The sequence below is a fragment of the Ottowia caeni genome (genome assembly GCF_050821495.1).
In the GTDB taxonomy this organism is placed as follows: Bacteria; Pseudomonadota; Gammaproteobacteria; order Burkholderiales; family Burkholderiaceae_C; genus Ottowia; species Ottowia caeni.
Genome location: NZ_CP151080.1, coordinates 1,971,825 through 1,993,891, shown reverse-complemented (window position 1 = coordinate 1,993,891; position 22,067 = coordinate 1,971,825). Strand labels below are relative to the sequence as shown.

Annotated in this window: 20 protein-coding genes and 1 pseudogene; 16 read left to right on the top strand and 5 right to left on the bottom strand. The window is 59.5% G+C overall.

Annotated features, from left to right (window positions below):
* The first annotated feature begins 108 nt into the window (after window positions 1-108).
* The 4 genes from AAAK34_RS09675 to AAAK34_RS09660 all read left to right on the top strand — a co-directional run bounded on the left by AAAK34_RS09675 (window position 109) and on the right by AAAK34_RS09660 (window position 3,550).
* The gene (locus AAAK34_RS09675; protein WP_231694938.1) at window positions 109-972 is read left to right on the top strand and encodes a branched-chain amino acid ABC transporter permease; all 864 of its coding nucleotides are present in this window, start codon (window positions 109-111) and stop codon (window positions 970-972) included.
* A complete protein-coding gene (locus AAAK34_RS09670; RefSeq protein ID WP_231694939.1) occupies window positions 969-1,967 on the top strand; it encodes a branched-chain amino acid ABC transporter permease in 999 nt (332 codons plus the stop codon). The genes AAAK34_RS09675 and AAAK34_RS09670 overlap by 4 nt, the downstream gene beginning before the upstream one ends.
* Complete coding sequence (locus AAAK34_RS09665) at window positions 1,960-2,718, top strand: ABC transporter ATP-binding protein (RefSeq protein ID WP_231694940.1); 759 nt, start codon at window positions 1,960-1,962, stop codon at window positions 2,716-2,718. Before AAAK34_RS09670 ends, AAAK34_RS09665 begins: the two co-directional genes overlap by 8 nt.
* 130 nt (window positions 2,719-2,848) lie before the next feature.
* Window positions 2,849-3,550, top strand: a complete 702-nt coding sequence (locus tag AAAK34_RS09660; protein WP_231695177.1) for a branched-chain amino acid ABC transporter ATP-binding protein — start codon at window positions 2,849-2,851, stop codon at window positions 3,548-3,550.
* A 181-nt stretch (window positions 3,551-3,731) separates the two neighbouring features.
* On the opposite strand, the gene AAAK34_RS09655 is transcribed toward AAAK34_RS09660, so the two are convergent.
* Entirely contained in the window at window positions 3,732-4,466 is a 735-nt protein-coding gene (locus AAAK34_RS09655) for a Crp/Fnr family transcriptional regulator (RefSeq protein ID WP_231694941.1), read from the bottom strand.
* Between the two features lie 197 nt (window positions 4,467-4,663).
* Between AAAK34_RS09655 and AAAK34_RS09650 the strand changes: the two genes are divergently transcribed.
* From AAAK34_RS09650 to AAAK34_RS09625, 6 genes and pseudogenes are all read left to right on the top strand, one after another.
* Window positions 4,664-5,533, top strand: coding sequence for an ABC transporter ATP-binding protein (locus AAAK34_RS09650; RefSeq protein WP_231694942.1), 870 nt, complete (start codon window positions 4,664-4,666; stop codon window positions 5,531-5,533).
* A complete protein-coding gene (locus AAAK34_RS09645; protein ID WP_231694943.1) occupies window positions 5,533-6,411 on the top strand; it encodes a branched-chain amino acid ABC transporter permease in 879 nt (292 codons plus the stop codon). Before AAAK34_RS09650 ends, AAAK34_RS09645 begins: the two co-directional genes overlap by 1 nt.
* A gap of 16 nt (window positions 6,412-6,427) precedes the next feature.
* Window positions 6,428-7,465, top strand: coding sequence for a branched-chain amino acid ABC transporter permease (locus AAAK34_RS09640; RefSeq protein ID WP_231694944.1), 1,038 nt, complete (start codon window positions 6,428-6,430; stop codon window positions 7,463-7,465).
* A gap of 49 nt (window positions 7,466-7,514) precedes the next feature.
* Window positions 7,515-8,693, top strand: a complete 1,179-nt coding sequence (locus AAAK34_RS09635; protein ID WP_231694945.1) for an ABC transporter substrate-binding protein — start codon at window positions 7,515-7,517, stop codon at window positions 8,691-8,693.
* 3 nt (window positions 8,694-8,696) lie between these two features.
* Window positions 8,697-9,530 carry an ABC transporter ATP-binding protein gene (locus AAAK34_RS09630; RefSeq protein WP_231694946.1) on the top strand — a complete coding sequence of 278 codons (834 nt, stop codon included), beginning with the start codon at window positions 8,697-8,699 and terminating at the stop codon, window positions 9,528-9,530.
* Window positions 9,531-9,583: 53 nt separating this feature from the next.
* A pseudogene (locus AAAK34_RS09625) lies at window positions 9,584-11,391 on the top strand (AMP-dependent synthetase/ligase).
* Between the two features lie 22 nt (window positions 11,392-11,413).
* On the opposite strand, the gene AAAK34_RS09620 reads toward AAAK34_RS09625, so the two are convergent.
* Window positions 11,414-12,184: an IclR family transcriptional regulator domain-containing protein gene (locus AAAK34_RS09620; RefSeq protein WP_231694948.1), complete on the bottom strand. Its 771-nt coding sequence runs from the start codon at window positions 12,182-12,184 to the stop codon at window positions 11,414-11,416.
* A 141-nt stretch (window positions 12,185-12,325) separates the two neighbouring features.
* Here AAAK34_RS09620 and pobA point away from each other — a divergent pair, with 141 nt between their 5' ends.
* The 5 genes from pobA (at window position 12,326) to fusA (ending at window position 18,184) form a co-directional block, all read left to right on the top strand.
* Window positions 12,326-13,519 carry a 4-hydroxybenzoate 3-monooxygenase gene (pobA, locus tag AAAK34_RS09615; protein ID WP_231694949.1) on the top strand — a complete coding sequence of 398 codons (1,194 nt, stop codon included), beginning with the start codon at window positions 12,326-12,328 and terminating at the stop codon, window positions 13,517-13,519.
* A 33-nt stretch (window positions 13,520-13,552) separates the two neighbouring features.
* Window positions 13,553-14,443 (top strand): CaiB/BaiF CoA transferase family protein, encoded by an 891-nt coding sequence (locus AAAK34_RS09610; protein ID WP_231694950.1) that lies wholly within the window; start codon window positions 13,553-13,555, stop codon window positions 14,441-14,443.
* 95 nt (window positions 14,444-14,538) lie between these two features.
* Complete coding sequence (locus AAAK34_RS09605) at window positions 14,539-15,930, top strand: ribonuclease catalytic domain-containing protein (RefSeq protein WP_431777971.1); 1,392 nt, start codon at window positions 14,539-14,541, stop codon at window positions 15,928-15,930.
* Window positions 15,909-16,010 (top strand): hypothetical protein, encoded by a 102-nt coding sequence (locus tag AAAK34_RS09600; RefSeq protein ID WP_431777970.1) that lies wholly within the window; start codon window positions 15,909-15,911, stop codon window positions 16,008-16,010. Before AAAK34_RS09605 ends, AAAK34_RS09600 begins: the two co-directional genes overlap by 22 nt.
* 74 nt (window positions 16,011-16,084) lie before the next feature.
* Window positions 16,085-18,184: an elongation factor G gene (gene fusA, locus AAAK34_RS09595; RefSeq protein ID WP_231694952.1), complete on the top strand. Its 2,100-nt coding sequence runs from the start codon at window positions 16,085-16,087 to the stop codon at window positions 18,182-18,184.
* Between the two features lie 2 nt (window positions 18,185-18,186).
* Here the strand turns inward: fusA and AAAK34_RS09590 are convergent, their stop codons facing one another.
* Complete coding sequence (locus AAAK34_RS09590) at window positions 18,187-20,520, bottom strand: YgiQ family radical SAM protein (RefSeq protein ID WP_231694953.1); 2,334 nt, start codon at window positions 20,518-20,520, stop codon at window positions 18,187-18,189.
* 155 nt (window positions 20,521-20,675) lie between these two features.
* A complete protein-coding gene (locus tag AAAK34_RS09585) occupies window positions 20,676-21,218 on the bottom strand; it encodes a CHRD domain-containing protein (RefSeq protein WP_231694954.1) in 543 nt (180 codons plus the stop codon).
* A 164-nt stretch (window positions 21,219-21,382) separates the two neighbouring features.
* On the opposite strand from AAAK34_RS09585, the gene AAAK34_RS09580 reads away from it, so the two are divergent.
* Window positions 21,383-21,757, top strand: a complete 375-nt coding sequence (locus AAAK34_RS09580; protein ID WP_231694955.1) for a hypothetical protein — start codon at window positions 21,383-21,385, stop codon at window positions 21,755-21,757.
* Window positions 21,758-21,833: 76 nt separating this feature from the next.
* Here the strand turns inward: AAAK34_RS09580 and AAAK34_RS09575 are convergent, their stop codons facing one another.
* The gene (locus tag AAAK34_RS09575) at window positions 21,834-22,046 is read right to left on the bottom strand and encodes a hypothetical protein (protein ID WP_431777969.1); all 213 of its coding nucleotides are present in this window, start codon (window positions 22,044-22,046) and stop codon (window positions 21,834-21,836) included.
* Window positions 22,047-22,067 lie beyond the last annotated feature (21 nt).

Genomic DNA, 22,067 nt, shown 5'->3' with positions numbered 1-22,067 from the left:
GAACGGCCAGTTTCACGGATCTGGCGTGCCCCTGGCACCTTGCTCGGCTGCGGCCTTTTTTTGCCCGGTTTTCGGTGCTTGCTTTTTTGACAGAACTCGGACTACTCCGTGGACTTCGCCAATTTTCTGATTCAGTTGCTCAACAGCGTCCAGTACGGACTGCTGCTGTTCATGCTTGCGGCCGGGCTCACGCTGATCTTCGGGATCATGGGCGTGGTCAACCTCGCCCATGGCAGTTTTTACATGCTAGGAGCCTACCTTGCCTACTCGCTGAGTGGGTTGCTGGGTAGCTTCACACTGGCCATCATTGTTGGAACCATACTTTCCGTCGCTTTCGGCCTGCTGTTGGAGCGACTGCTCTTTCGCTACTTCTACCACCGAGATCATCTCGACCAAGTCTTGCTGACGTTCGGTCTGATCTACATCTTTGAAGAGGCTCGCTCCCTGCTATGGGGCGATGATGTCCATGGCGTGGCCATTCCCGCACTCCTGAACGGCTCGCTTACCCTCACCGAAAACCAGTCATACCCCGTGTACCGTCTTTTCATGATGGGGGTGTGCGTGCTGCTGGCCGTGTGCCTGTACCTGCTCATCAACAAGACCCGCCTGGGCATGAAGATCCGCGCCGGTGCATTCAACAGCGAAATGACCGAATCCTTGGGAATCAACATCAAGCTCATACACGCGGTCGTTTTCGCGATCGGCGTGGCGCTGGCCACCATGGCCGGCATGATCGCCGCCCCCGTCTCCAGCGTGTACCCGAACATGGGGTCGCAAGTGCTCATCATGTGCTTTGTGGTGGTGGTTATTGGCGGCATCGGCTCCGTCCGGGGTGCGTTGATCGCCGCTCTGCTCGTAGGCCTGGTCGATACGTTTGGCAAGGTTCTGCTGCCTCAGGTAGCAGGCATGCTGGTTTACATGTTGATGGCAGCTGTGCTGCTATGGAAGCCTGAAGGGCTGTTCAAGCAATGAGCGCGCCAAAATCCCACCTCGAAACCCTGCCGCGCGGCATCCAGGTCGTACTGGCCTTGGGCTTTGTTGCCCTGGCCGCCTTCCCCTTCGTGGGCAGCGAGTTCTACCAGCAGATGGTCACGCGCATGATGATTCTGGCCATCTTCGCGATGAGCCTCGACCTCCTGCAAGGCGTCACCGGACTGGTCTCGCTCGGGCACGCCGCCTACTTCGGCATTGCAGGCTACACCCTCGCCTTTCTCACCCCGCAGGGTGAACCTGTGAGTCTGTGGTGGACACTGCCAGTCGCCGTGCTGGCGGCAGGCGCTGCTGCCCTGGTGATCGGTTTTTTTGTCGTGCGCACCAAGGGCATCTACTTCATCATGGTCACCATGGCCTTCGCCCAGATGGTGTTCTTCCTGTTTTTCGACAACAGAGCGCTCGGCGGGTCAGACGGCATTTACATCAACTTCAGGCCTGACGCGGGATTATTCGATCTTGAGAACAAGACCGTTTTCTACTACTTCACCCTGTTTTGCCTGATTGTGGTTTACGCCTTCCTTCGCCGCCTGCTGTGGAGCCCCTTCGGCCGCGCGCTGTCGGGTATTCGCGTGAACGAACACCGCATGCGAGCCGTGGGCTTTGGTAGCTTCAGCTACAAGCTGACGGCTTTCACCCTGGCTGGCGCACTGGCCGGCCTCGCCGGTTACCTCTGGGGTGCTCAGACGGGCTTCGTGAACCCGGAGCTGATGGGGTTCCACCAAAGCGCACACGTCATCATGATGATCATCCTCGGCGGCATGGGCAACTTCGCCGGGGCCATTGTCGGCGCCTTCGCATTCGAATTCATGCTGGAGCTGTTCAAGGACCTCCCAGACATTGGCAACTTCAGGGTGGGCAAGCATTGGCAGCTCTGGATGGGCATGTTCATTGTGCTGGTCATCTGTTTTGCGCCTCGTGGTTTGCTAGGTATCTTGCAAAAACTCATGCAGCGCAAAGGAGCCGGCGATGAGTGAAGTCGTGCTGTCTGCCAAGAACCTGACCAAGAAGTTCGGCGGTCTGGCGGCCGTGAATGACGTCTCGCTCGAGCTATGGCGCGACCGCATCCACGTCGTCATCGGGCCCAACGGTGCGGGCAAATCCACCCTCACCAACCTGCTCTCCGGCGACCTGCCCCCCACCTCGGGCAGCATCGTGCTGGGCGGGCATGATGTTACACGGGCGGCACCTGAAGAAATTTCGCGCCTGGGACTCGGCCGAAGCTACCAAAAGACGAACATTTTTCCGCCCTTCACCGTGTGGGACAACGTACGCCTGGCGGCACAGTCTCGTGCCACGCAACAGCCCTGGAATCCGGCCCGCTGGTTTCGGACCGCATCTGGCGATGCGAAAGTCAAGGAGCGAGCGGAAGCCGCGTTGGAACTGGCCGGCCTGACCTCCCGCCGCAACACGATTGCCGGTGCGGCCAGTCATGGTGAGCAGCGCCAACTCGAGATCGCCATGACACTGGCCACCGAGCCAGAAGTTCTGTTGCTAGACGAACCCCTGGCCGGCATGGGTGTGGCGGAAGCCGAGCGCATGGTCGAACTGTTGCTGCGTATCAAGTCGCGGCACGCCATGATGCTGGTGGAGCACGACATCGACGCCATTTTCGCCCTGGCCGACCATCTCACCGTGATGGTGAACGGCACCGTCATCGCGAGCGGCCTGCCTGCCGACATCCGAAGTGATCGCGGCGTCCAGGCCGCCTACTTGGGAGAAGAATGATGGTCACCAACGCCTTGGGAGAAGAGTGATGGCCACCAACGCAAACGCCAATCTTCCTGACGACCCCAACGATCCGCTGGGCCAGCGAAAGACCTGGGACCAGGCGGTCGCCCGGCCAGATGCCGATGAAATGATTCGCGCCATCGGGCTGCACAGCTATTACGGTGCCAGCCACATCCTGCGCGGGGTGGATTTTCACGTGCGGCGCGGAGAAACCATCGGCTTGATGGGACGCAACGGCATGGGCAAGAGCACCCTGCTCAAATCGATCATGGGGCTGGTCAAGCCGCGCGCTGGAGGCGTTCTGGTCATGGGCAAACCCATGACCGGCCGGGCGCCTTACGAGATCGCGCAGCTCGGCGTAGCCTACGTTCCTGAAGGGCGCGGCATTTTCGGCAACCTGAGCGTGGTTGAAAACCTGAAAATGGCCGCCCGCCCCGGCACTAAAGGCCAGCGCGACTGGACCTATGAGCGCGTGCTGGACACTTTCCCTCGTTTGAAGGAACGTTTGAATCATGGCGGCCAGCAACTAAGTGGCGGAGAGCAGCAAATGCTGACCATCGGCCGCGCACTTATGACCAACCCTGACGTGCTCATACTCGACGAAGCCACTGAAGGCCTGGCCCCGCTGATCGCCCGGGAAATCTGGCGCATCTGCGACGTCATTCGTCAAAGCGGCATCAGCAGCGTCATCGTGGACAAGAACTGGAAGCAAGTGACGCAAGTAACCGATCGCAACGTCATCTTGGTCAAGGGTCAGGTGGTGTTTGAGGGCACTTCAGAGGAAATCATCGACCAGCCTGAACTGCTGAAGCAACACCTGGGGGTTTAACAGGGCGTTTGGCCGGGCACTAGTGTCCTGAATTGCAAATTCGTTGAACAAATCCACCGACAATCGCCGCCATGCTGCGTCACAAAGCCTCGCGATACCAATCGGTATGACTGCGTTTTGTTCCTTGCCTGACACCGATTTCGGCAGATTTGTTTCTTCAACGAACTTACAACTCAGGACACTAGCTCGGTTCGCGACCAAAGCTTTTCAGCCCAGCCATGTCGAGCACGACAAGGCCGCCGAATTCCACCCGAATGAGTGACAACTCCTCCAGTCGCTTCAAGGCCAGGTTGGCTCTCTGGCGAGACACATTCGCCAGCAAGCCCACTTCCTCCTGATTGACTTCAAGGAAATAGGGTTCCTGGAACAGGGGCGAGTCAAACAGAGTCGCCAGGCAATGCGCCACTCGCTCGTCGGTACCCTGCAGGCGCTGACTCTTCAGCAAGCCCACAAACTGGGCCAAACGTTCGTTCAGCAGGTGCTGCAGGTAGTGGTTGAACGGAATGCTTGTCTCGCGCAGCCATTCAAAAATGCGTGCCGGCATTAGCGCAATTCGGGTAGGGCGCAAGGCCACCACGTCGTATCGCCGAGCTTCACTCTTGATCAGCGACCCTTCGCCAAACCAGGTTCCCGGTGGCGCGCCAATCAGCGTGGAAAGCCGGCCATCAGATGTGGTGACCGACATCTTTGCCAACCCACTGATCACGCCAATCCAGTCTTGAACCGGGGCGCCAGATTGAGCCACAAATCCACCTGTCGGCACATAGCGCTCATGCATGCTGCCCAGCACATGGTCCACCACCGACCGCTCGAGGCCTTTGGTCCACCCTGACTGGAGTACAAGGTCTTCCAAATCTCGAAACACGGCAGGCAGCGCCGGCTTCTCAGGGATAACCCCGCCAAAGTTTTTGTCCATTTGTCTTCGCGATGACTAATTGCCTGAGAGTCTGTTGCTAATCTTCGCTGAGCATACAAGCTTGGCCGACGCCGGAGGAAATTCGACTTGATTTCTCGAAGCAACGAAAAATTTCGCAGTGGCATTTCCCCCTATTCACTGCTGAAACCCGCGTGCTCGATTTTCCCGGGCATCCCATTACCAGGAAAGTGCGGCGCATGAGTTCGAGCCCACCTCCGCATCCAGCCAGCCAAGCCCCGTTGGCTCACCCATCCCTTCTTCAGGTTCAGGGCGTCACCCTCGCCTTTGGCGGGGTCAGGGCGCTGGCAGACGTCAGCTTTGACGTGAAGCCCCACTCCATTACCGCCGTGATCGGACCGAACGGCGCCGGGAAGACCTCTCTTTTCAATACCGTGTCGGGTTTCTACAGACCAACGAGCGGGCACATACTCTTCAAGGGGGAAGACATCACACGCGTGCCCACGCACCAGAGAGCAAAACTCGGGGTGGGTCGCAGCTTCCAGAACATCGCCCTGTTCCGCGGCATGACCGTGCTGGACAACATCAAGCTGGGGCGTCACTCACGCCTAAAGACCAACGTACTTGAGGCGCTGTTCTACATGGGGCGCGCACGGAACGAGGAAGCCGAGCTGCGCCGGGAAATCGAAGAGCGGATCATCGACTTCCTGGAGATTGACCACATACGCAACGCTTCCGTGGCATCGCTACCGTACGGGCTTCAAAAGCGTGTCGAAATGGCGCGTGCCTTAGCCATGCAGCCTGAAATACTACTCCTGGATGAGCCTGTTGCCGGCATGAACCGTGAAGAAACGGAAGACATGGCCAGATTCATTCTGGATGTTCGCGAGGAATGGGGTGTCACGGTGCTCATGGTCGAGCACGACATGGGCATGGTGATGGATCTGTCCGATCACGTCGTGGTGCTGAATTTCGGTCAAGTCATCGCGCAGGGCCTGCCTGCGGAAGTCCAGGCAGACCCCGAAGTGAACCGCGCCTACATGGGCTCTGGCGATGTCGGCGAGCTTCGCCGCAAGCTGCACGCCGGCATTGCCAAGGAGGTGGCGTAATGGATTGGGGCTACCTGTTTGAAGTGGCGCTCACCGGCATTGCCGGTGGCGGTCTGTATGCGCTGGCGGCTCTGGCCTTCGTGATCGTCTACAAGGCTACCAGGGTGGTGAACATCGCCATTGGCGAGCTCCTGATGATAGGCGGGTATCTGTTCTTCACCTTTGCATCAATGCTCGCCCTGCCGATCTGGGCCGCCATTCCAGCAGCCATGCTTGGCTGCGGACTGCTGGGGGCCATCGTCGAAAAAACGATGATCCGGCCGTTGCTCGGGCGCCCCCCCATCTCGGCATTCATGGTGACGGTTGGTTTGGCCTCGGTGCTGGCCGGTCTCGTGGAAACCATCTGGTCCGGCGACCAAAGGCGCTTGCCTGAGTTCATGCCCTCCCAACCGATCATGGTGGGAGATGCGTTTCTGGCTCCCAAGGTGTTCTGGGGCGCCATCACAGCCATCGTGTTCATTGCCGTCGTCTTGCTGCTCTTTCGTTTCTGGCGGGGCGGCGTGGCCCTTCGCGCGACCGCAAGCGACCAGGCGGCGGCCTATGCGGTGGGCATCAATGTCCCGCGCGTTTTCTCGTTAGCCTGGGTCGTCGCGGCCATGATCGCGGCCGTCTCCGGGATCATCGTCGGGGCAATCGGAGGCATTTCCTCAACCATGGGTGTCTTCGGGCTATCCGTCCTCGTCGTGGTCATTGTGGGCGGGCTCGACAGTGTTCTAGGCGCCCTCCTGGGCGGTTTGCTCATCGGACTGGTTGAAGCGCTCGCCGGCGCCTACCTGGGTGGTGAGTACAAGCTGCTGGCCACATTCCTGGTTCTCGTGGCGGTTCTGCTCGTGCAGCCTTATGGTCTGTTCGGCACACGCGACATCGAAAGACTTTGAGCAGCAGGCGCACCTCATGAGAATTGGAACCTTCAAGGAAACCTACGTAGCCGACGCGGCTCTTTTCGATTCCCAGACACAAAAAATCTGGTTGGTGGTAGCTGTTGCGCTGGTGCTGATTTTCCCGTTCGTGGCGAATGACTACTGGCTCTACCTCGCGTGTCTGGTCAGCATCAACGTCGCGAGCGCCACAGGCCTGAACTTGCTCACGGGCTACACCGGCCTGGTGAGCCTGGGCCAAGCCGCGTTCATGGGACTGGGTGCCTACACTGTAGCGATCATGCAGGCCCGGCTGGGCACGCCCTTCCTGCTGAATATTCTGGCCGGTGGGGTGGTAGCCATGTTGGGCGGCATTGTGGTGGGAATTCCGTCGCTGCGCGTGAAAGGCCTCTACCTGGCCATTGTGACCATCGCTGCCTCCTTCATAGCGCACTTCCTGTTCGCGAACTTTGATTTCACCGGGGGCACCGGCGGCCTCAGTGTTCAACCGGCGTCTTTTTTCGGGTTGCCGCTGGACACCTCGTTTCGGCTGTACTGGGTCATCATGCCGGTCACCATTCTTATGCTGTTCGGAGCGGCCAACCTGTTGCGCACACGCATCGGGCGAGCGTTCATTGCCATTCGCGACCGAGACATCTCGGCGGAAGTCCTGGGTATTCCGTTGCTCCGCTACAAGCTGATGTCATTCGGCCTTTCGTCGTTCTATGCGGGCGTGGCAGGTGGCCTGTGGGCCTATTTTTTCCGTGTGGTCACGCCGGAAAGCTTCCCACTGGTGATGTCCATCTTTTTCCTGGCCGCCATCATCGTCGGTGGCATGGGGAGCATTCTTGGCGGCATCCTGGGTGCTCTGTTCATGACCATGGTCCCCGAGCTTCTCAAGTTTGTAGTAGATGCGCTGCCGGGTGGAAACGAAATGACGGTGTACCTGTCGCCCATTCGGACCATTGTGTTCGGTCTGCTCATTGTTGGATTCCTTGTGTTCGAGCCCCACGGCCTGGCGGAAATATGGCGGCGCATTCGCCGCTTCTTCCACCTCTGGCCGTTCCGCAACTGAACAGGAACGAACGCGCATGCCCCGTTTTTTAACCGAGAAGGAGACAATCATGAACTCAGCAACCCCATCCCTTCGCCGCAGAACCCTGGTGGCCGCCGCTGGTGCCAGCCTTGCTGCTCCTTTGCTCGTCCAGGCGCAAGGCCGCAATGACGACATCGTGATCGGCGGTTCCATTCCCATGACCGGCGTCTTCGCGTTCGCGGGCGTAGGCATCAACGCAGGCATTTCCGACTACGTGAAGATCGTCAATGATGCCGGCGGCATCAAAGGGCGCAAGCTCCGTTACGTTCCTGAAGACACCGCTTACAAGGTCGATGTTTCGGTTGCGGCCTACAAGAAGATCATCAGCCAGAACAAGGTACACCTCTACTACGGCGACTCCACTGGCTTCGCCAAGACCATCAACCCGGAGCTGATGCGCACTGGCGAAATTTTGATGGCGGGCGCATCCTTTGCCACCGAACTGAACGACCCCAAGAAATACCCCCAGCAGTTCCTCGTAGGCCCGGACTACACCGAAATGTTCACGATTCTCCTGCGGCACATTGCCAAGGAAAAACCAGGCGCCAAGGTAGCTTTTGTCTATTCAGACTCCGAGTTCGGGCGCGACCCTATAGATGAAAGTGAAGCCGCAGCCAAGAAGCTGGGGCTATCGGTTCCGGTCAAGATCATGACGCCTGCGGGCAGCGTGGACGTGTCGACCGAAGTCATCAAGCTACGCCGGGCGGCACCAGACTACACCATCTTCCATGGCTACATCCTGGCGCCCATTCCTGAGTTCATTCAGCAAGGCAAACAGCAAGGCATGACCAGCAAATGGATGGGCACCTTCTGGACCATGGACAGCTCCACCGTCATGAAAATGGGCGAAGGTGCTGACGGCTTCATGGGCGTCATGCCGTTCCGCTACTACTACGACACGGAAAAAGCCCCGATGCTCGAGAAGATCCGCAACATGCGCCCCGAGTACCAGAGCACGGCCTACATCCAGGGCTTTTTAACCACCATGCTGTTTGTGGAGTCTGCCAAGAGAACGCTTGACGCAGGCAAGGAGCTGAACGGCAAGAACCTGAAAGAGGCATTGAACAGTATCAAGGACTTCGATACGGGCGGCATCATCGGCACCCCAATCACCATCAAGGGCAACTCCATTCCCGTCGGGCGCGTCTACAGGGCCGACATGAAAGCACAAAAAATGGTAGCCGCCTCAGACTGGATTGCCCTGTAAGACATGGCGACTGACGCGATGGCTCACAGTGGTGCGGATATTGTCCTCGAGGTGAACAACATCGAGGTCGTTTACAACAAGGTGGTACAGGCGCTGCGAGGACTCTCGCTAGTCGTGCCGCGTGGGCGCATCGTGGCCCTTCTGGGCAGTAATGGCGCCGGCAAATCAACGGCGCTCAAGGCGATTTCGGGTCTCCTGAAAATCGATGATGCCGAGCTGGAGCAAGGCAGCATTCTATTTGCAGGTGAGCCCGTCAACCAGCATGCACCGCAGGCGCTTGTCCGGGCAGGGATGTCGCACGTCATGGAGGGCCGCCGGGTTTTCGGTGACCTCACCGTACAGGAAAACCTGGTGGCAGCCACCTACGCGCTCAGCGGGCGCTCAGGCGTGAAGCCGGATTTCGACATGGTCTACACCTTTTTTCCGCGTCTGTATGAGCGCCGCAAGGGGCTTGCGGGGTACCTCTCGGGCGGCGAGCAGCAGATGCTGGCCATTGGCAGGGCACTCATAGCCAAACCCAAGCTGATGCTGCTGGACGAACCTTCCCTGGGACTATCTCCCAAGCTGGTCGAAGACATCTTCTCAATCATTGTGCGCATCAACTCGGAGGCGGGCACCTCCATGCTCCTGGTCGAGCAGAACGCGACGGTCGCACTCGCCGTAGCGCATCAAGGTTACATCATGGAGAACGGAAAAATCGTGATTGACGGAAGCGCAGAGCGCCTCGCCAATGATCCGGACGTACGCGAGTTTTATCTGGGCATGGAAGGCGATGGCGAGGCCAAAAGCTTCAAGGAACTCAAGCACTACAAGCGTCGCAAGCGCTGGCTTTCCTGAACTGTTTTCCAGACGGCGCTCATCAAACCGGCCATCCAGGCGAACCCCGACCTATGCAACCCTCCCCGCTTCCTGAACTCACTCTCCCGCAGATGCTCTGCGAGCGGGCTCGCACCGATGCCCATCGCGTGGCGATCCGCCAGAAGGATTTTGGCATCTGGACGCCATACACCTGGGCGCAATATTTCGACCGTGCCAGAGCATTCGGAATGGGATTGAAGCAGCTTGGCCTGTCGGAGCATGGGCATGTCGGCGTGCTTTCGGAGAACCGGATCGAGTGGGTATTGGCCCAGATGGGCACCGGCCTGGTCGGAGGCGTCACCGTGGGCGTATACCCCACCAGCCCGACTTCTGAGGTGTCCTACGTGGTCGGCCACGCCGACATCGAGATCGTCGTCTGCGAAGACCAGGAACAGACAGACAAAATCCTGGAGGCTCTGAACGAGCTTCCGAGGCTCCGCAAAATCATCATCATCGAAACCAAGGGACTTCGAAACTACCCTGAGGAAACCCGTGCACTGATCAGCACCTTTGCGGACGTTGAAAGGCTGGGAGCCTCGCAAGGCGACGTGCAGCAAGTCGAAAAAACCCTGGCCCGCCAACAACTCGATGACGTGGGCCTCATGATCTACACCTCCGGCTCCACCGGAAAGCCTAAGGGCGCACTGATCTCCTACCGTAACATGCGGGGTGTGGTCTACGGTATTGTAGAAAGGTTGCGGTTGTCAGTGGAAACCTCTCACCTCTCCTATCTCCCGCTGTGCCACGTGGCCGAGCAGATGTGCACGACCTTCGTGCCCGTTTACCTTGGGTCTCAGGTGAACTTCGGTGAATCGATCCGCACCGTTCAAGAAGATCTCCGCGAAGTCGCTCCCACGATGTTCCTTGGAGTGCCTCGCATCTGGGAGAAGATGCATGCCTCCATCAGCATCAAGATCCAGGAGGCTGGCGCGCTTCGGCAAGGAATTTTCAACTGGGCCATGCGCACCTGCGAAAAATTCTCCAACAAGCCGCGAATCGACTGGAGTCTGGCTGAGAAACTCAAGTTTGGGCTGTGTTACCTGCTAGTGCTGCGAGCCCTGCAAAACTTCACCGGTTTGCGCAAGGCCCGCGTGGCGCTTACCGGTGCGGCCCCCATTCCTCCGGACGTCGTGCGCTTCTTCCGTGTGATCGGCGTCCCGCTTCTGGAAGTCTATGGGCTTACTGAAACCACTGGCATGGTCACCGGCCATTCTCCCGACCAAGTGGTCATCGGCACCGTGGGTACCCCCACCTATGGCGTCGAGTGGCGCATCGGTGAATCAGGGGAACTTCAGGTCAAAGGAGAAATGGTGTTCGTGGGGTATTACAAGAACCCCGAAGCCACACTGCAAGCTGTTCAGAACGGGTGGTTGCACACCGGTGATGTGGTCCGCCTGGAACAAGGGCAGCTGAAAATCGTGGACCGCCTCAAGGACATCATGATCACTGCGGGGGAAAGAACCTCACGCCCTCCGAGATCGAAAACGCCATGAAGGCCAGCCCCTTCATCAAGGAATGCATTGTGGTGGCCGAACGACGCAAATTTGTGGGTGCGCTCATTCAAATCGACTATGAAACGGTTGGAAAATGGGCCGAAAACAGACGCATTGCCTACACCCACTTCCGGTCGCTTGTTGAAAATCCGGCCGTCAGGGAGCTGATTCAGCAGGAAGTGAATGCAGGCAACCAAAGGCTCGCACAGGTTTCCCACATTCGCAAATTCCACCTGTTCACCAAAGAGCTGGATCACGACGACGGCGAGGTCACCGCCACCATGAAGGTACGGCGCTCCAGCATTTACAAAACCTATGCGCCAGAGATCGAGGCGCTCTACGCCTGAAACGCTGTGAGCCTCCCCTTATCTACAACATCTGCCGCAACTCCCGCGCCGCATTGCGCAGACGCTCCAGCGCTCTTTCGAGTTGGGACGTTTCCTGCAACTGCCCTGGCGAAACGATCACGTTCAGCGCCGCCACCACGCGGCCTTGCGGGTTTCGCAAGGGTACTGCAACCGCATGCACGCCCAATTCGTGCTCTTCGCTCGCAACACAATAGTCTTTCTCTGCGACCTCTGCCAGCAACGCCTTGAATTCGCGCAGGCCGGTGGTGGTGCGTGGCGTCAGCCTGGGCAAAACCCGCCCCGCCAGCCATTCAGCCAATTCATCTTGTGGCAGCGCAGCCAGCAGAACCCGGCCTGTGGATGTGGCGTGCGCAGGCAAGCGCGCGCCGAGGTGCATTCCGTATGCCAGCATCCGGGTGACTGGGCCCGCACCGGCTCCGCGCGCGACGATCACCACCTCGTCGCTGTCCAGCACGACCGCAGAGTAGGCGTCTTGCGTTTCTGCCGCCAGCCTGTTGAGCGTCGGCTGAATGACACGCGGTAGACGGGCCGACGCCAGGTACGCACCGGAGAAGCGCAGCACCCGCGGGCTCAACCAATAATGGCTGCCATCGGTTTCCAGGTAGCCCAGGTGCGCCAAGGTCAGCAAGTGGCGTCGTGCGGCTGCGCGAGTCAAGCCGGCACGCTCGGCCGTCTGGGTGGCATTCAGGCGCTGGCGCTCGGTATCGAAGCTTTCAAGCACAGCCAGCCCCTTGACAAGGCCATCAATGGTATCGGCGCGGGCTATGGTCATCTGGATATGCGTGAGTATTGCGCGATTATCGCGCACATGATCTCATGATCGCGCAATTGACCAAAGTCACGCTGGCGCAGGCGGACAGGTCAAACTAAGCTAAGCGGTTGATTGCCCATCCACCAAAACAAGGAGATTCCCATGCGCACCCAAGTCGCCATTATCGGCGCCGGCCCTTCAGGCCTTCTGCTCGGCCAGTTGTTGCACAAAGCCGGCATAGATGCCGTGATCGTCGAGCGGGTCTCAGGTGAATACGTGTTGGGCCGCATCCGCGCGGGCATTCTGGAGCAAGTGTGCATTGATCTGATGGATGAGGCCGGCGTAGGCACCCGCATGCACAAGGAAGGCCTGGTTCACGGCGGCATCGAGATGCTGTTCGGCGGCGAACGCCACCGTGTGGATTTGAACAAATTGACGGGCGGCAAGAACGTCATGGTCTATGGCCAGACGGAATTAACCCGCGATCTGATGGATGCCCGCAGCAGCGTCGGATTGCCGACCATCTACGAAGCCCAGAATGTGCAAGTGCACGATTTCGATACGGCCAAACCTTATGTAACTTACGAGAAGGACGGCCTGAGCGAGCGCATCGACTGCGACTTTATTGCCGGCTGCGACGGCTTTCATGGTGTGTGCCGTGCAAGCGCCCCGAGAAGCGCGATCAAAGAATACGAAAAAGTCTACCCGTTCGGCTGGCTGGGCCTGCTCTCTGACACACCACCGGTAAACGACGAGCTGATCTACGTTAACAGCCCTCGCGGCTTCGCCCTTTGCAGCCAGCGGAGCCACACGCGTAGCCGCTACTACCTTCAGGTGCCACTGACCGACAAGATCGAGGAATGGACCGACGACGCTTTCTGGCAAGAATTGAAGCTTCGCCTTGATGACAAGGGCCGGCGCGATCTGATTACCGGCCCCTCGATTGAAAAGAGCATTGCACCGCTGCGAAGCTTTGTAACCGAGCCCCTGCGCTTTGGCCGCATGTTCCTGGCGGGCGATGCCGGCCACATTGTGCCGCCAACGGGCGCCAAGGGCCTCAACCTGGCAGCCACCGACGTCAAGTTTCTCTTTGATGCGATCGTGGAATACTATAAAGACCAGAGCGAAGCGGGAATCGATGATTATTCGCGCAAATGCCTGGCGCGCATCTGGCGTGCGGAGCGATTCTCATGGTGGTTCACGCAATTGATGCACCGCTTCCCGCATGACGAAGCGATTACCGCCAAGTTCCAAAACGCAGAACTGGATTATTTGATGCATTCTGAAAGCGGATTGAGGACAATCGCAGAAAACTACGTTGGCCTGCCGCTGGAATTTGGTTCAATCAAACCCTGAATGAATGCGGCCGGCCTTGCTTAATAGGACAGCATGACCGGCCCTTCCAAAATCAAGCCCCTGCGAGGCGTGCGCGTTGCCAGCCTCGCGCTTAACCTTCCCGGACCAGCCGCCCTGATGCGGCTGCGAAGCTGGGGAGCCAAATGCACCAAGGTGGAGCCCCCCAAGCCGCCCGGCGCCTCAACGTCTGATCCCATGGGTCAGTATGCCCGCCACGCCTACGATGCCATGCATCAAGGGGTTCGCGTTCTGGCGGCAGATCTGAAGAGCGAGAAGGGCCAATTGGCATTGCATCGGGAACTGGCCCGTACGGATGTACTGGTCACCTCCTTTCGCCCCTCAGCCTTGACCAAGCTCGGGCTCGACTGGAAGACGTTGCAGGCCCACCACCCTCAGCTTTCGCTGGTGACCATCGTCGGCGCGCCGGGCAAGCGAGCGGAGGAGCCCGGGCACGACCTCACCTATCTTGCAGAGGCCGGACTAGTGCCGGGGCTTGATCTTCCGGCCACACTTTTCGCGGACATGGCAGGCGCCCTGATGTGTAGCGAAGCCGTACTGGCCGCCGTGCTGACCGCCAGAACAAGCGGCAAAGGCACCCGTCAGGAAATCGCACTCTCTGACGCGGCACGGTGGCTCGCACTGCCACGCACATGGGGTTTGACGCAGGCCACCGGAACCGTGGGCGGCGCGCATGCTGGGTACAGGGTGTACGCATGCAAAGACGGGCGTGTAGCCTTCGCCGCCCTGGAGCCGCACTTCGCTGCTGCCTTGTGCAAGCTAGTCGGTGTGCCCGCAGCCAACATGGAGGCGCTTTTCGCGCCTGAAACACGTCACGCTATCGAGCGATGGGCAGCCACCAAGACGCGGGGGCAACTGGATGCGTTGGCGATTAAACACGACATACCCCTCTTTACGTTGGAGTGAGGTGGTAAACAGAGGTGCATGGCGGAATCATCTGATACCTTTAAGATGGCTCATAACTCGCAGCTTGGCCGCGAAGCAATCTTCTGAAAGCCCTCATGCCATTGCACCCTCACCAGAAAGAAGAATTGGCCGAACTGGCCGTAGCCGCCATGCGCGAGCGTGGTTTGAAGCCGGAGTTCTCCAATGCCGCGCTGCGTCAGCTTGAAGCCATCAACAGCGACGAAGCTGATGGAGAAGAAAGCCTTCCCGATCTGACTGGTTTGCTGTGGTGCTCCATCGACAACGACGACTCTCGCGATCTTGATCAGCTCACAGTCAGTGAACTGCTACCGGACGGCAAGATCAAGATCCTGGTGGCGGTAGCGGATGTCGACACCCTGGTTCGCAAGAATACGCCGATCGATCAACACGCCGAGGCGAACACCACTTCCGTCTACACCTCCGCACGGATCTTTCCGATGCTCCCCGAGAAGCTCTCCACGGACCTGACTTCGCTCAATCCGGGCGAAGTCCGGGTGGCCACCGTCACTGAAATGCTTTTCAAGCCCGATGGCACGATGGCCGGCGCCAGCATCCGTCGGGCACGCGTGCTCAACAAGGCCAAGCTGGCCTATGACGCTGTATCTGCCTGGCTTGATGCAAAAGCGCCGTTGCCAGAAGCTGCCGCCCAAGTACCGGGCATGGAGCAGCAGTTGCGTACGCAGCATTCCGTGGCCCAGCAATTGCGAGCCGTGCGGCGCGAACAAGGCTCGCTGGAGTTTCAAACCTTCCAGCCTCGTGCCGTCTTCGAGGGTGATCAGGTCGTCGACATCCGCCAGCAGGAACAAAATTATGCGCGCCAGCTGATCGAGGAGTTCATGGTCGCCACCAACGGCGTGACAGCGCGCTACCTGGCCAGCAGACACCGCGGCTCTATTCGCCGCGTGGTGCGCTCCCCGGAGCGGTGGGCGCGCATCGCAGAAGTGGCTGCAGAATATGGCGAAACGCTGCCAACCGAGCCCGACTCGCGTGCGCTGGAGGAATTTTTAGCCAAGCAGCGCCGGCGTGATCCCTTGCGCTTTCCTGATCTGTCGTTGGTGATCGTCAAACTGATGGGTCGCGGCGAGTATGTGGTAGAGCGCCCTGGTGGCCCCAAGATCGGCCATTTCGGACTGGCCGTGCGCGACTACACCCACTCCACAGCCCCCAACCGACGTTTTCCCGACCTCATTACCAGCCGCCTGCTCAAAGCCACCCTCTCCAACGGCCCCTCCCCGTATACCGACAGCGAGCTTGAATACCTGGCTGCGCACTGCACTCGGCAGGAAGACGCGGCCAACAAGGTTGAGCGGCGGCTCAGGAAGTCCGAGGCGGCGATGCTGCTCGAATCCCGCATTGGCGAGGTGTTCGATGGTGTCATCACTGGTGCCTCCAATGGAAACACCTGGATGCGCATTTTTCGCCGCCGGCTGAAGGCAAGCTGCTGGTGGCGCGCGGCACTGAAGTGAAAGTGGGAGACAAGGTGCGGGCCAAACTGCAATCAACGAACGTTGAGCGCGGGTTCATTGACTTTGAGATGCTGGACTGAGCACAAGCCAACTTCATAAAACCACTTGTGCATCGACCGGCACACCGTTAATCTCTGCCAAGGAGACACGAACCATGCCCGTCGCAGCACACGAATCCGTTCAGGCTGTCCGCACCCTGGCTTTGGTCGGCCCTGCCGCGAGCGGCAAGACCACGCTGGCCGAAGCTTTGCTGCACCACACCGGCGCCATTACGACACACGGCAGCGTGGAACGCGGCACCACCGTGAGTGACCATGATCAACTGGAGGTCAAGGCGCAGCATTCGCTGCAGTCGTCGTTGATGCACCTGACTCACGCGGGGTGCCGAATTCATCTCATCGACACGCCGGGCTCTGTGGATTTCATCGGGCAAAGCCTAGCTGCCCTGGAGGCCGTGGAAACGGCAGCGATTGTGCTCAATGCTTCCTCCGGCATCGAACCCATGGCGCAGCGCATGCTGGAGTACGCTGGCGAGCGGCAACTCGACTGCCTGATCATCGTCAACCAGATTGATGCTCAGGATGCCGACCTTCCTTCGCTGCTGACCGACATTCAACAAGCCTTCGGCAAGAAATGCCTGCCTTTGAACTTGCCCGATGCCGGCGCCACGAAGGTGGTGGATTGTTTCTACAACCGAGAGGGGCACAGCGATTTTGGTGACGTGGCCGATGCCCATCGTGCACTGGTCGAACAGGTGGTGGAGGTTGATGGCGAATTCGTTGACCGCTACTTGAACGAAGGCGATGTAGACGCGAGTGAGCTACACGCACCGCTGGAGCGCGCGTTGCGTGAAGGACACCTGATCCCGGTGTGCTTTGTGTCTGCGCGCAGCGAAGCCGGAGTGGCCGAACTGCTCGACATTATCGTCAAGCTGCTTCCCAACCCCACCGAGGGCAACCCACCGGAATTTCTCATTGACAAGGGCTCCCGAGGTAACGCAAGTAGCACCCCTGGCTCTGGCTCCCGGTCTGAATCTGCTTTCCGGGTAATGCACGCCCAGCCCGATCCGGCGGCTCATGTTCTAGCCCACGTGTTCAAGATCAGCATAGACCCCTATGTCGGGAAGCTGGCCTTTGTGCGAGTCCACCAGGGCACGATCACGCCGGGCACGCAACTGTACATCGGCGACAAGCGCAAGCCGTTCAAGGTGGGCCATCTATTCTTGCAGCAGGGCAAGAACCACATTGAGGTCGGTAGCGCAGGGCCGGGGGACATTTGCACCATTGGCAAGATAGACGATCTGCACTTCGACGCCGTGCTGCATGATGCACCAGAGGACGACAACATACACCTCAAACCCTTGCCTTTCCCGGTGGCCGTGCACGGGATCGCCATTGAACCCAAGCGCCGGGGCGATGAACAGCGCATGTGGGAAATCGTCGCCAAGCTAGTGTCTGAAGACCCGTGCCTGCGCATTGAGCATTTACCCATCACCAATGAAACTGTGGTGTACGGGCTGGGCGAACTCCATCTGCGAGCGCTTCTGGAGCGGTTGCGGGACGTACACAAGTTTGACGTCGCTACGCGCCCGCCGCGTATCGCCTATCGGGAGTCCATTACCGCCCCCGCAGCTGCCCAGTACCGGCACAAGAAGCAATCAGGCGGCGCCGGGCAATTTGGCGAAGTCCATCTGAGGGTGGAGCCTTTGCCGAGGGGTGCCGGTTTCGAGTTTGTTGATCAGGTCAAGGGCGGCACCATCCCGGGGCAATTTATGCCCGCGGTAGAAAAAGGCGTACGAGAAGCTCTGGCCGAAGGCGTCATTGCAGGCTTTCCCGTGCAAGATGTGCGTGTGATCGTGCACGAAGGCAAACACCACCCAGTCGACAGCAAGGAAATCGCGTTCGTGACTGCTGGGAAGCGGGCATTTCAGTCTGCCATTCGCGAAGCCAAGCCAGTGGTTCTGGAGCCTGTTGCGCGAATACAGATCACAGCGCCTGAAAGCGCGATGGGTGCCATCACAGGTGATTTGTCTTCCAGGCGCGGCATGGTCAGCGGCACCGACAGCGACCGCCTCGGCCAAGTAACCATCACCGGCCAAGCCCCGATGGCGGAACTTGCTGACTATCAAAGCCGGTTGAATGCCATGACATCGGGACAAGGACGCTATGCACTGGCCTTGGCACACTATGAAGTGGCGCCTCCCGCCGTGCAGCAACAACTCACACGTGAGCACCAGGCCCCGGTAGACGATTAGGCTTACTTCCCTCGGCGCGGTGGCAAGCCTGTGTGCTGGGTCAGCATGCCGCCTCGCTTCGGTTGTGCCGGGACCTGGCGCCTTGCCTTGTTTGTAGCTGGGGTGGTCGCCACCGGCGCCGCTGCCACAGTCGAGTTCTTGCGCCGAGGCGACTGATACCCTGTGTCTCCTACCGGCTGCCAGGTGGGAATGAGGTGATGCTTGCTGTTGCCAATCAGCTCGGGATGACCCATTTCGTTCAACGCCTGGCGCAGCAGCGGCCAGTTGTTGGGGTCATGGTAGCGCAGGAAAGCCTTGTGCAAACGTCGGCGGCGCTCACCCTTGACGGTGTCCACTTTCTCCGCGCGTTCATCACGGTGCACGCCCTTGAGAGGGTTAAGGCCCGTGTGATACATGGTGGTAGCAGTGGCCATGGGCGAAGGGTAGAACGCCTGCACCTGATCAGCCCGGAAGCCGTTTTTCTTCAGCCAGAGCGCGAGGTTCAGCATATCCTCATCGGTCGTGCCTGGGTGCGCGGCAATGAAGTAAGGGATCAGGAACTGCTCTTTGCCCGCCTCTTTGCTGAACTTATCGAAAAGCTGCTTGAAGCGGTCGTAGCTGCCGATGCCCGGCTTCATCATCTTCGACAGCGGCCCCTCCTCGGTATGCTCCGGCGCAATCTTGAGGTAGCCGCCCACGTGGTGCTGCACCAGTTCTTTCACGTACGCTGGCGATTTGACTGCCAGATCGTATCGCAGACCCGAACCAATCAAAACTTTCTTGACGCCCGGCAGCTTGCGCACATTCTTGTAGATGCTGATGAGCGGGTCGTGGTTGGTCGTGAGGTTCTGGCAAATGCCAGGATAGACGCAACTGGGCTTACGGCAGGCAGCTTCAATGGCCGGCGAGCGGCAGCCCAGTCTGTACATGTTGGCCGTGGGTCCACCCAAGTCGCTCACGATGCCGGTGAAACCCTGCACTTTGTCGCGCATTTCCTCGACCTCGCGGACGATCGACTCCTCCGAGCGCGACTGGATAATGCGGCCTTCATGCTCAGTGATGCTGCAGAAAGTGCAACCACCAAAACAGCCGCGCATGATGTTCACCGAGAAGCGAATCATCTCCCATGCGGGGATTTTCGTTTCTCCGTCGTGTCGGCCCCGTGCGTCGGCATAACGAGGGTGGGGGTTGCGCGCATAGGGCAGCCCAAACACATAATCCATTTCGGCCGTGGTCAGCGGAATGGGCGGGGGATTGATCCAGACATCGCGCGCGGTGGTGCCCTCCCCATGCGCTTGAACCAGCGCCCGCGCATTGCCCGGGTTGGTCTCGAGGTGGAGCACCCGGTTGGCATGGGCGTAGAGAACGGGGTCAGACTTTACCCGCTCATAGCTGGGCAGCCGAATCACGGTGCGTGCACGCACCGGGCGGAAATCCGTGTTTGTGGCTTGTGCAGTGGGCGTACGTGCGGCTTGCGGCACAAAGCGCAAGGGTTGCTCGCCAGAATTCTTTGGCGCTTTCCGACCCGCTTCGGCGTCGCAGGTACTGCCCTGTGCAGCCGCCTGCTCGCTGGTCGTCTGGTAGGGATTCAGGTGCGCCTCGACGGGGCCGGGCCGATCCACTTCGGTGGAATCCAACTCTAGCCACCCCTGCGGCGCATGGCGTGCCACAAAGGCGGTGCCGCGCACGTCCGTGATGTTTTCCACTGGTTCGCGGCGCGCCAGCAGGTGCGCCACTTCTACCAGGGCACGTTCGGCATTGCCGTAAAGCAGCAGGTCGCACTTGCTGTCAACCACAATGGAGCGCCGGACCTTGTCGCTCCAATAATCATAGTGCGCTATGCGGCGCAGGCTTCCTTCGATGCCACCCAGGACAATAGGCACATCCTTGTAGGCTTCGCGGCAACGCTGGCTATAGACAATGGCAGCCCGATCAGGCCGCTTGCCGCCCACGTCGCCGGGGGTGTAGGCATCGTCGCTACGGATTTTGCGATCAGCCGTGTAGCGGTTGATCATGGAATCCATGTTGCCGGCTGTCACGCCCCAGAACAGGTTGGGCCGACCGAGTACCTTGAATGGCTCGCTGCTCTGCCAGTCAGGCTGCGCAATGATGCCCACCCGAAAGCCCTGGGCTTCCAGCACCCGCCCGATCACCGCCATGCCGAAGCTCGGATGATCAACATAGGCATCGCCGGTCACGAGCACTACGTCGCACGAATCCCAGCCGAGCGCGTCCATTTCTGCCCGGCTCGTGGGCAGAAATGGCGCGGTACCGAAGCGCTTGGCCCAGTACGGCTTGTAACTGGAAAGCGGCTTGGCGTCGCGCGGGAAGAAGGAGACGTCGATGGTGGCGTTCACAAGGGCATTTTCGGAATAACCTTACAGTTTACTTTTTTTGCCGTCTTGGTGCTGACGGGAGCAGCATTAGGCTTGGAAAACACAGGTCAATATGGCGAGTACTTGTCGGCTACCCCACTACGACTGATCGACCGCACTAGTGGACCAGTCGTGGTCTACTTTTCTATTAACTGGCCCCGAATCTCTCCTTCGGGATGCCGCTCGGTAGTCAGGTTCACATACCACTGGCCGGCCAGCAGATCGGCCCGCTGGGAGGGCGTCAATACGGCCCGACCCTCACTGGGGCTAATGATGCCCCGCTGACCCAGCGCGACGAGTGGGCTCGCGACCTCATCGTCCATAGCAGGGCCATGAAAATGAGCAGCACGCACCGGACCACTCAGCCCGTCGAAGCTGAGCTTCCAGCGTAACAATCCAGTTTTGCGATTGAGCACCGCCACAATCGTCCCCTGCCCGGCGCTGTTGCTACGAGGCACCGCATTGCGGCCACTTAGTTGAGCACTGAATGCGGCCAATTCGGGCTGACGATCAGGCACCTTGGAGGGAGTGGTGCGAACAGGAGGTGCAGTTGGGCCGATCGGCCGAATAGCGCAGGCTGAAAGTACTACGATGAGCGCGAGGCCCAACGCATTCCGGGCAGCACGTACAGCAAGAGCAGGTCGCCATGTGGTGGCGAAGCAGGAAAGTCGAAGGTTCAAGACAGACTGCGGCAACATTCCCGGACCATATCACCCCCAGCATGATTTTCATCGTTGCAAAGTGCAACAGGCGGCTTCATCAGCCTATATGAGCGGATCTACTGAAAGCTTGCTACCTGCTATATTTCCCGAACCAATCCAGTGTCCTGCCTCCGAGGGCTGCCATGACCGCACGACCGCTTAGCCAATCCATCGCCGCTGGTGTTGCCGTGCTCTTTGGCGTCGCGACAGTTTTTTCGGGAGGTCGCGCACTCTTCGGCAACGTCGACATGGGTGCGGTGGTCCCATTCGTGCTGTGGTTCAACTTCTCGATCGGGTTCGCCTATGTGCTGGCAGGGCTGGGCCTTTGGCGTGGGGCGACTTGGGCAACCGCCTTGTCCGTCGGCATTGCAGCGGCGACGGCCATGGTCTTCGCCGCCTTTCTTTGGCATGTGTGGCGCGGCGGGGCCTACGAAGTTCGCACAATGGCCGCCATGATCCTGCGGCTTGCCGTGTGGATCGCCATCGCGGCAGTTGCCGCACGGACTATTCGGCGTTAGTGCGAACTTCGACAGCGGACAAAGTGATCCCACCTGGAAACGGCAGGCCTGCGGCTTTCATTAGGATCACGAGCGGTCAGCTGCGGTTTTCAGGTTCAACCTGGATCCGGCAGTTGGACGCGCCCGAGCAGGTCGTCATCGGGTGCGCTGGCAAGACGTGAGGACGCGGCAGGCTCGTGCCTGCAAGAACGAGCAACGCCGCCAGCGTGCCCGAGGGCGGCCTGATCGGGTGCGTAGCGCTCTCACCTAAAGGGTGAGCGTGATCGGAGCATCGAGTTCGAGTGTTCATGAGGCTTTCCGGAAGATTGCA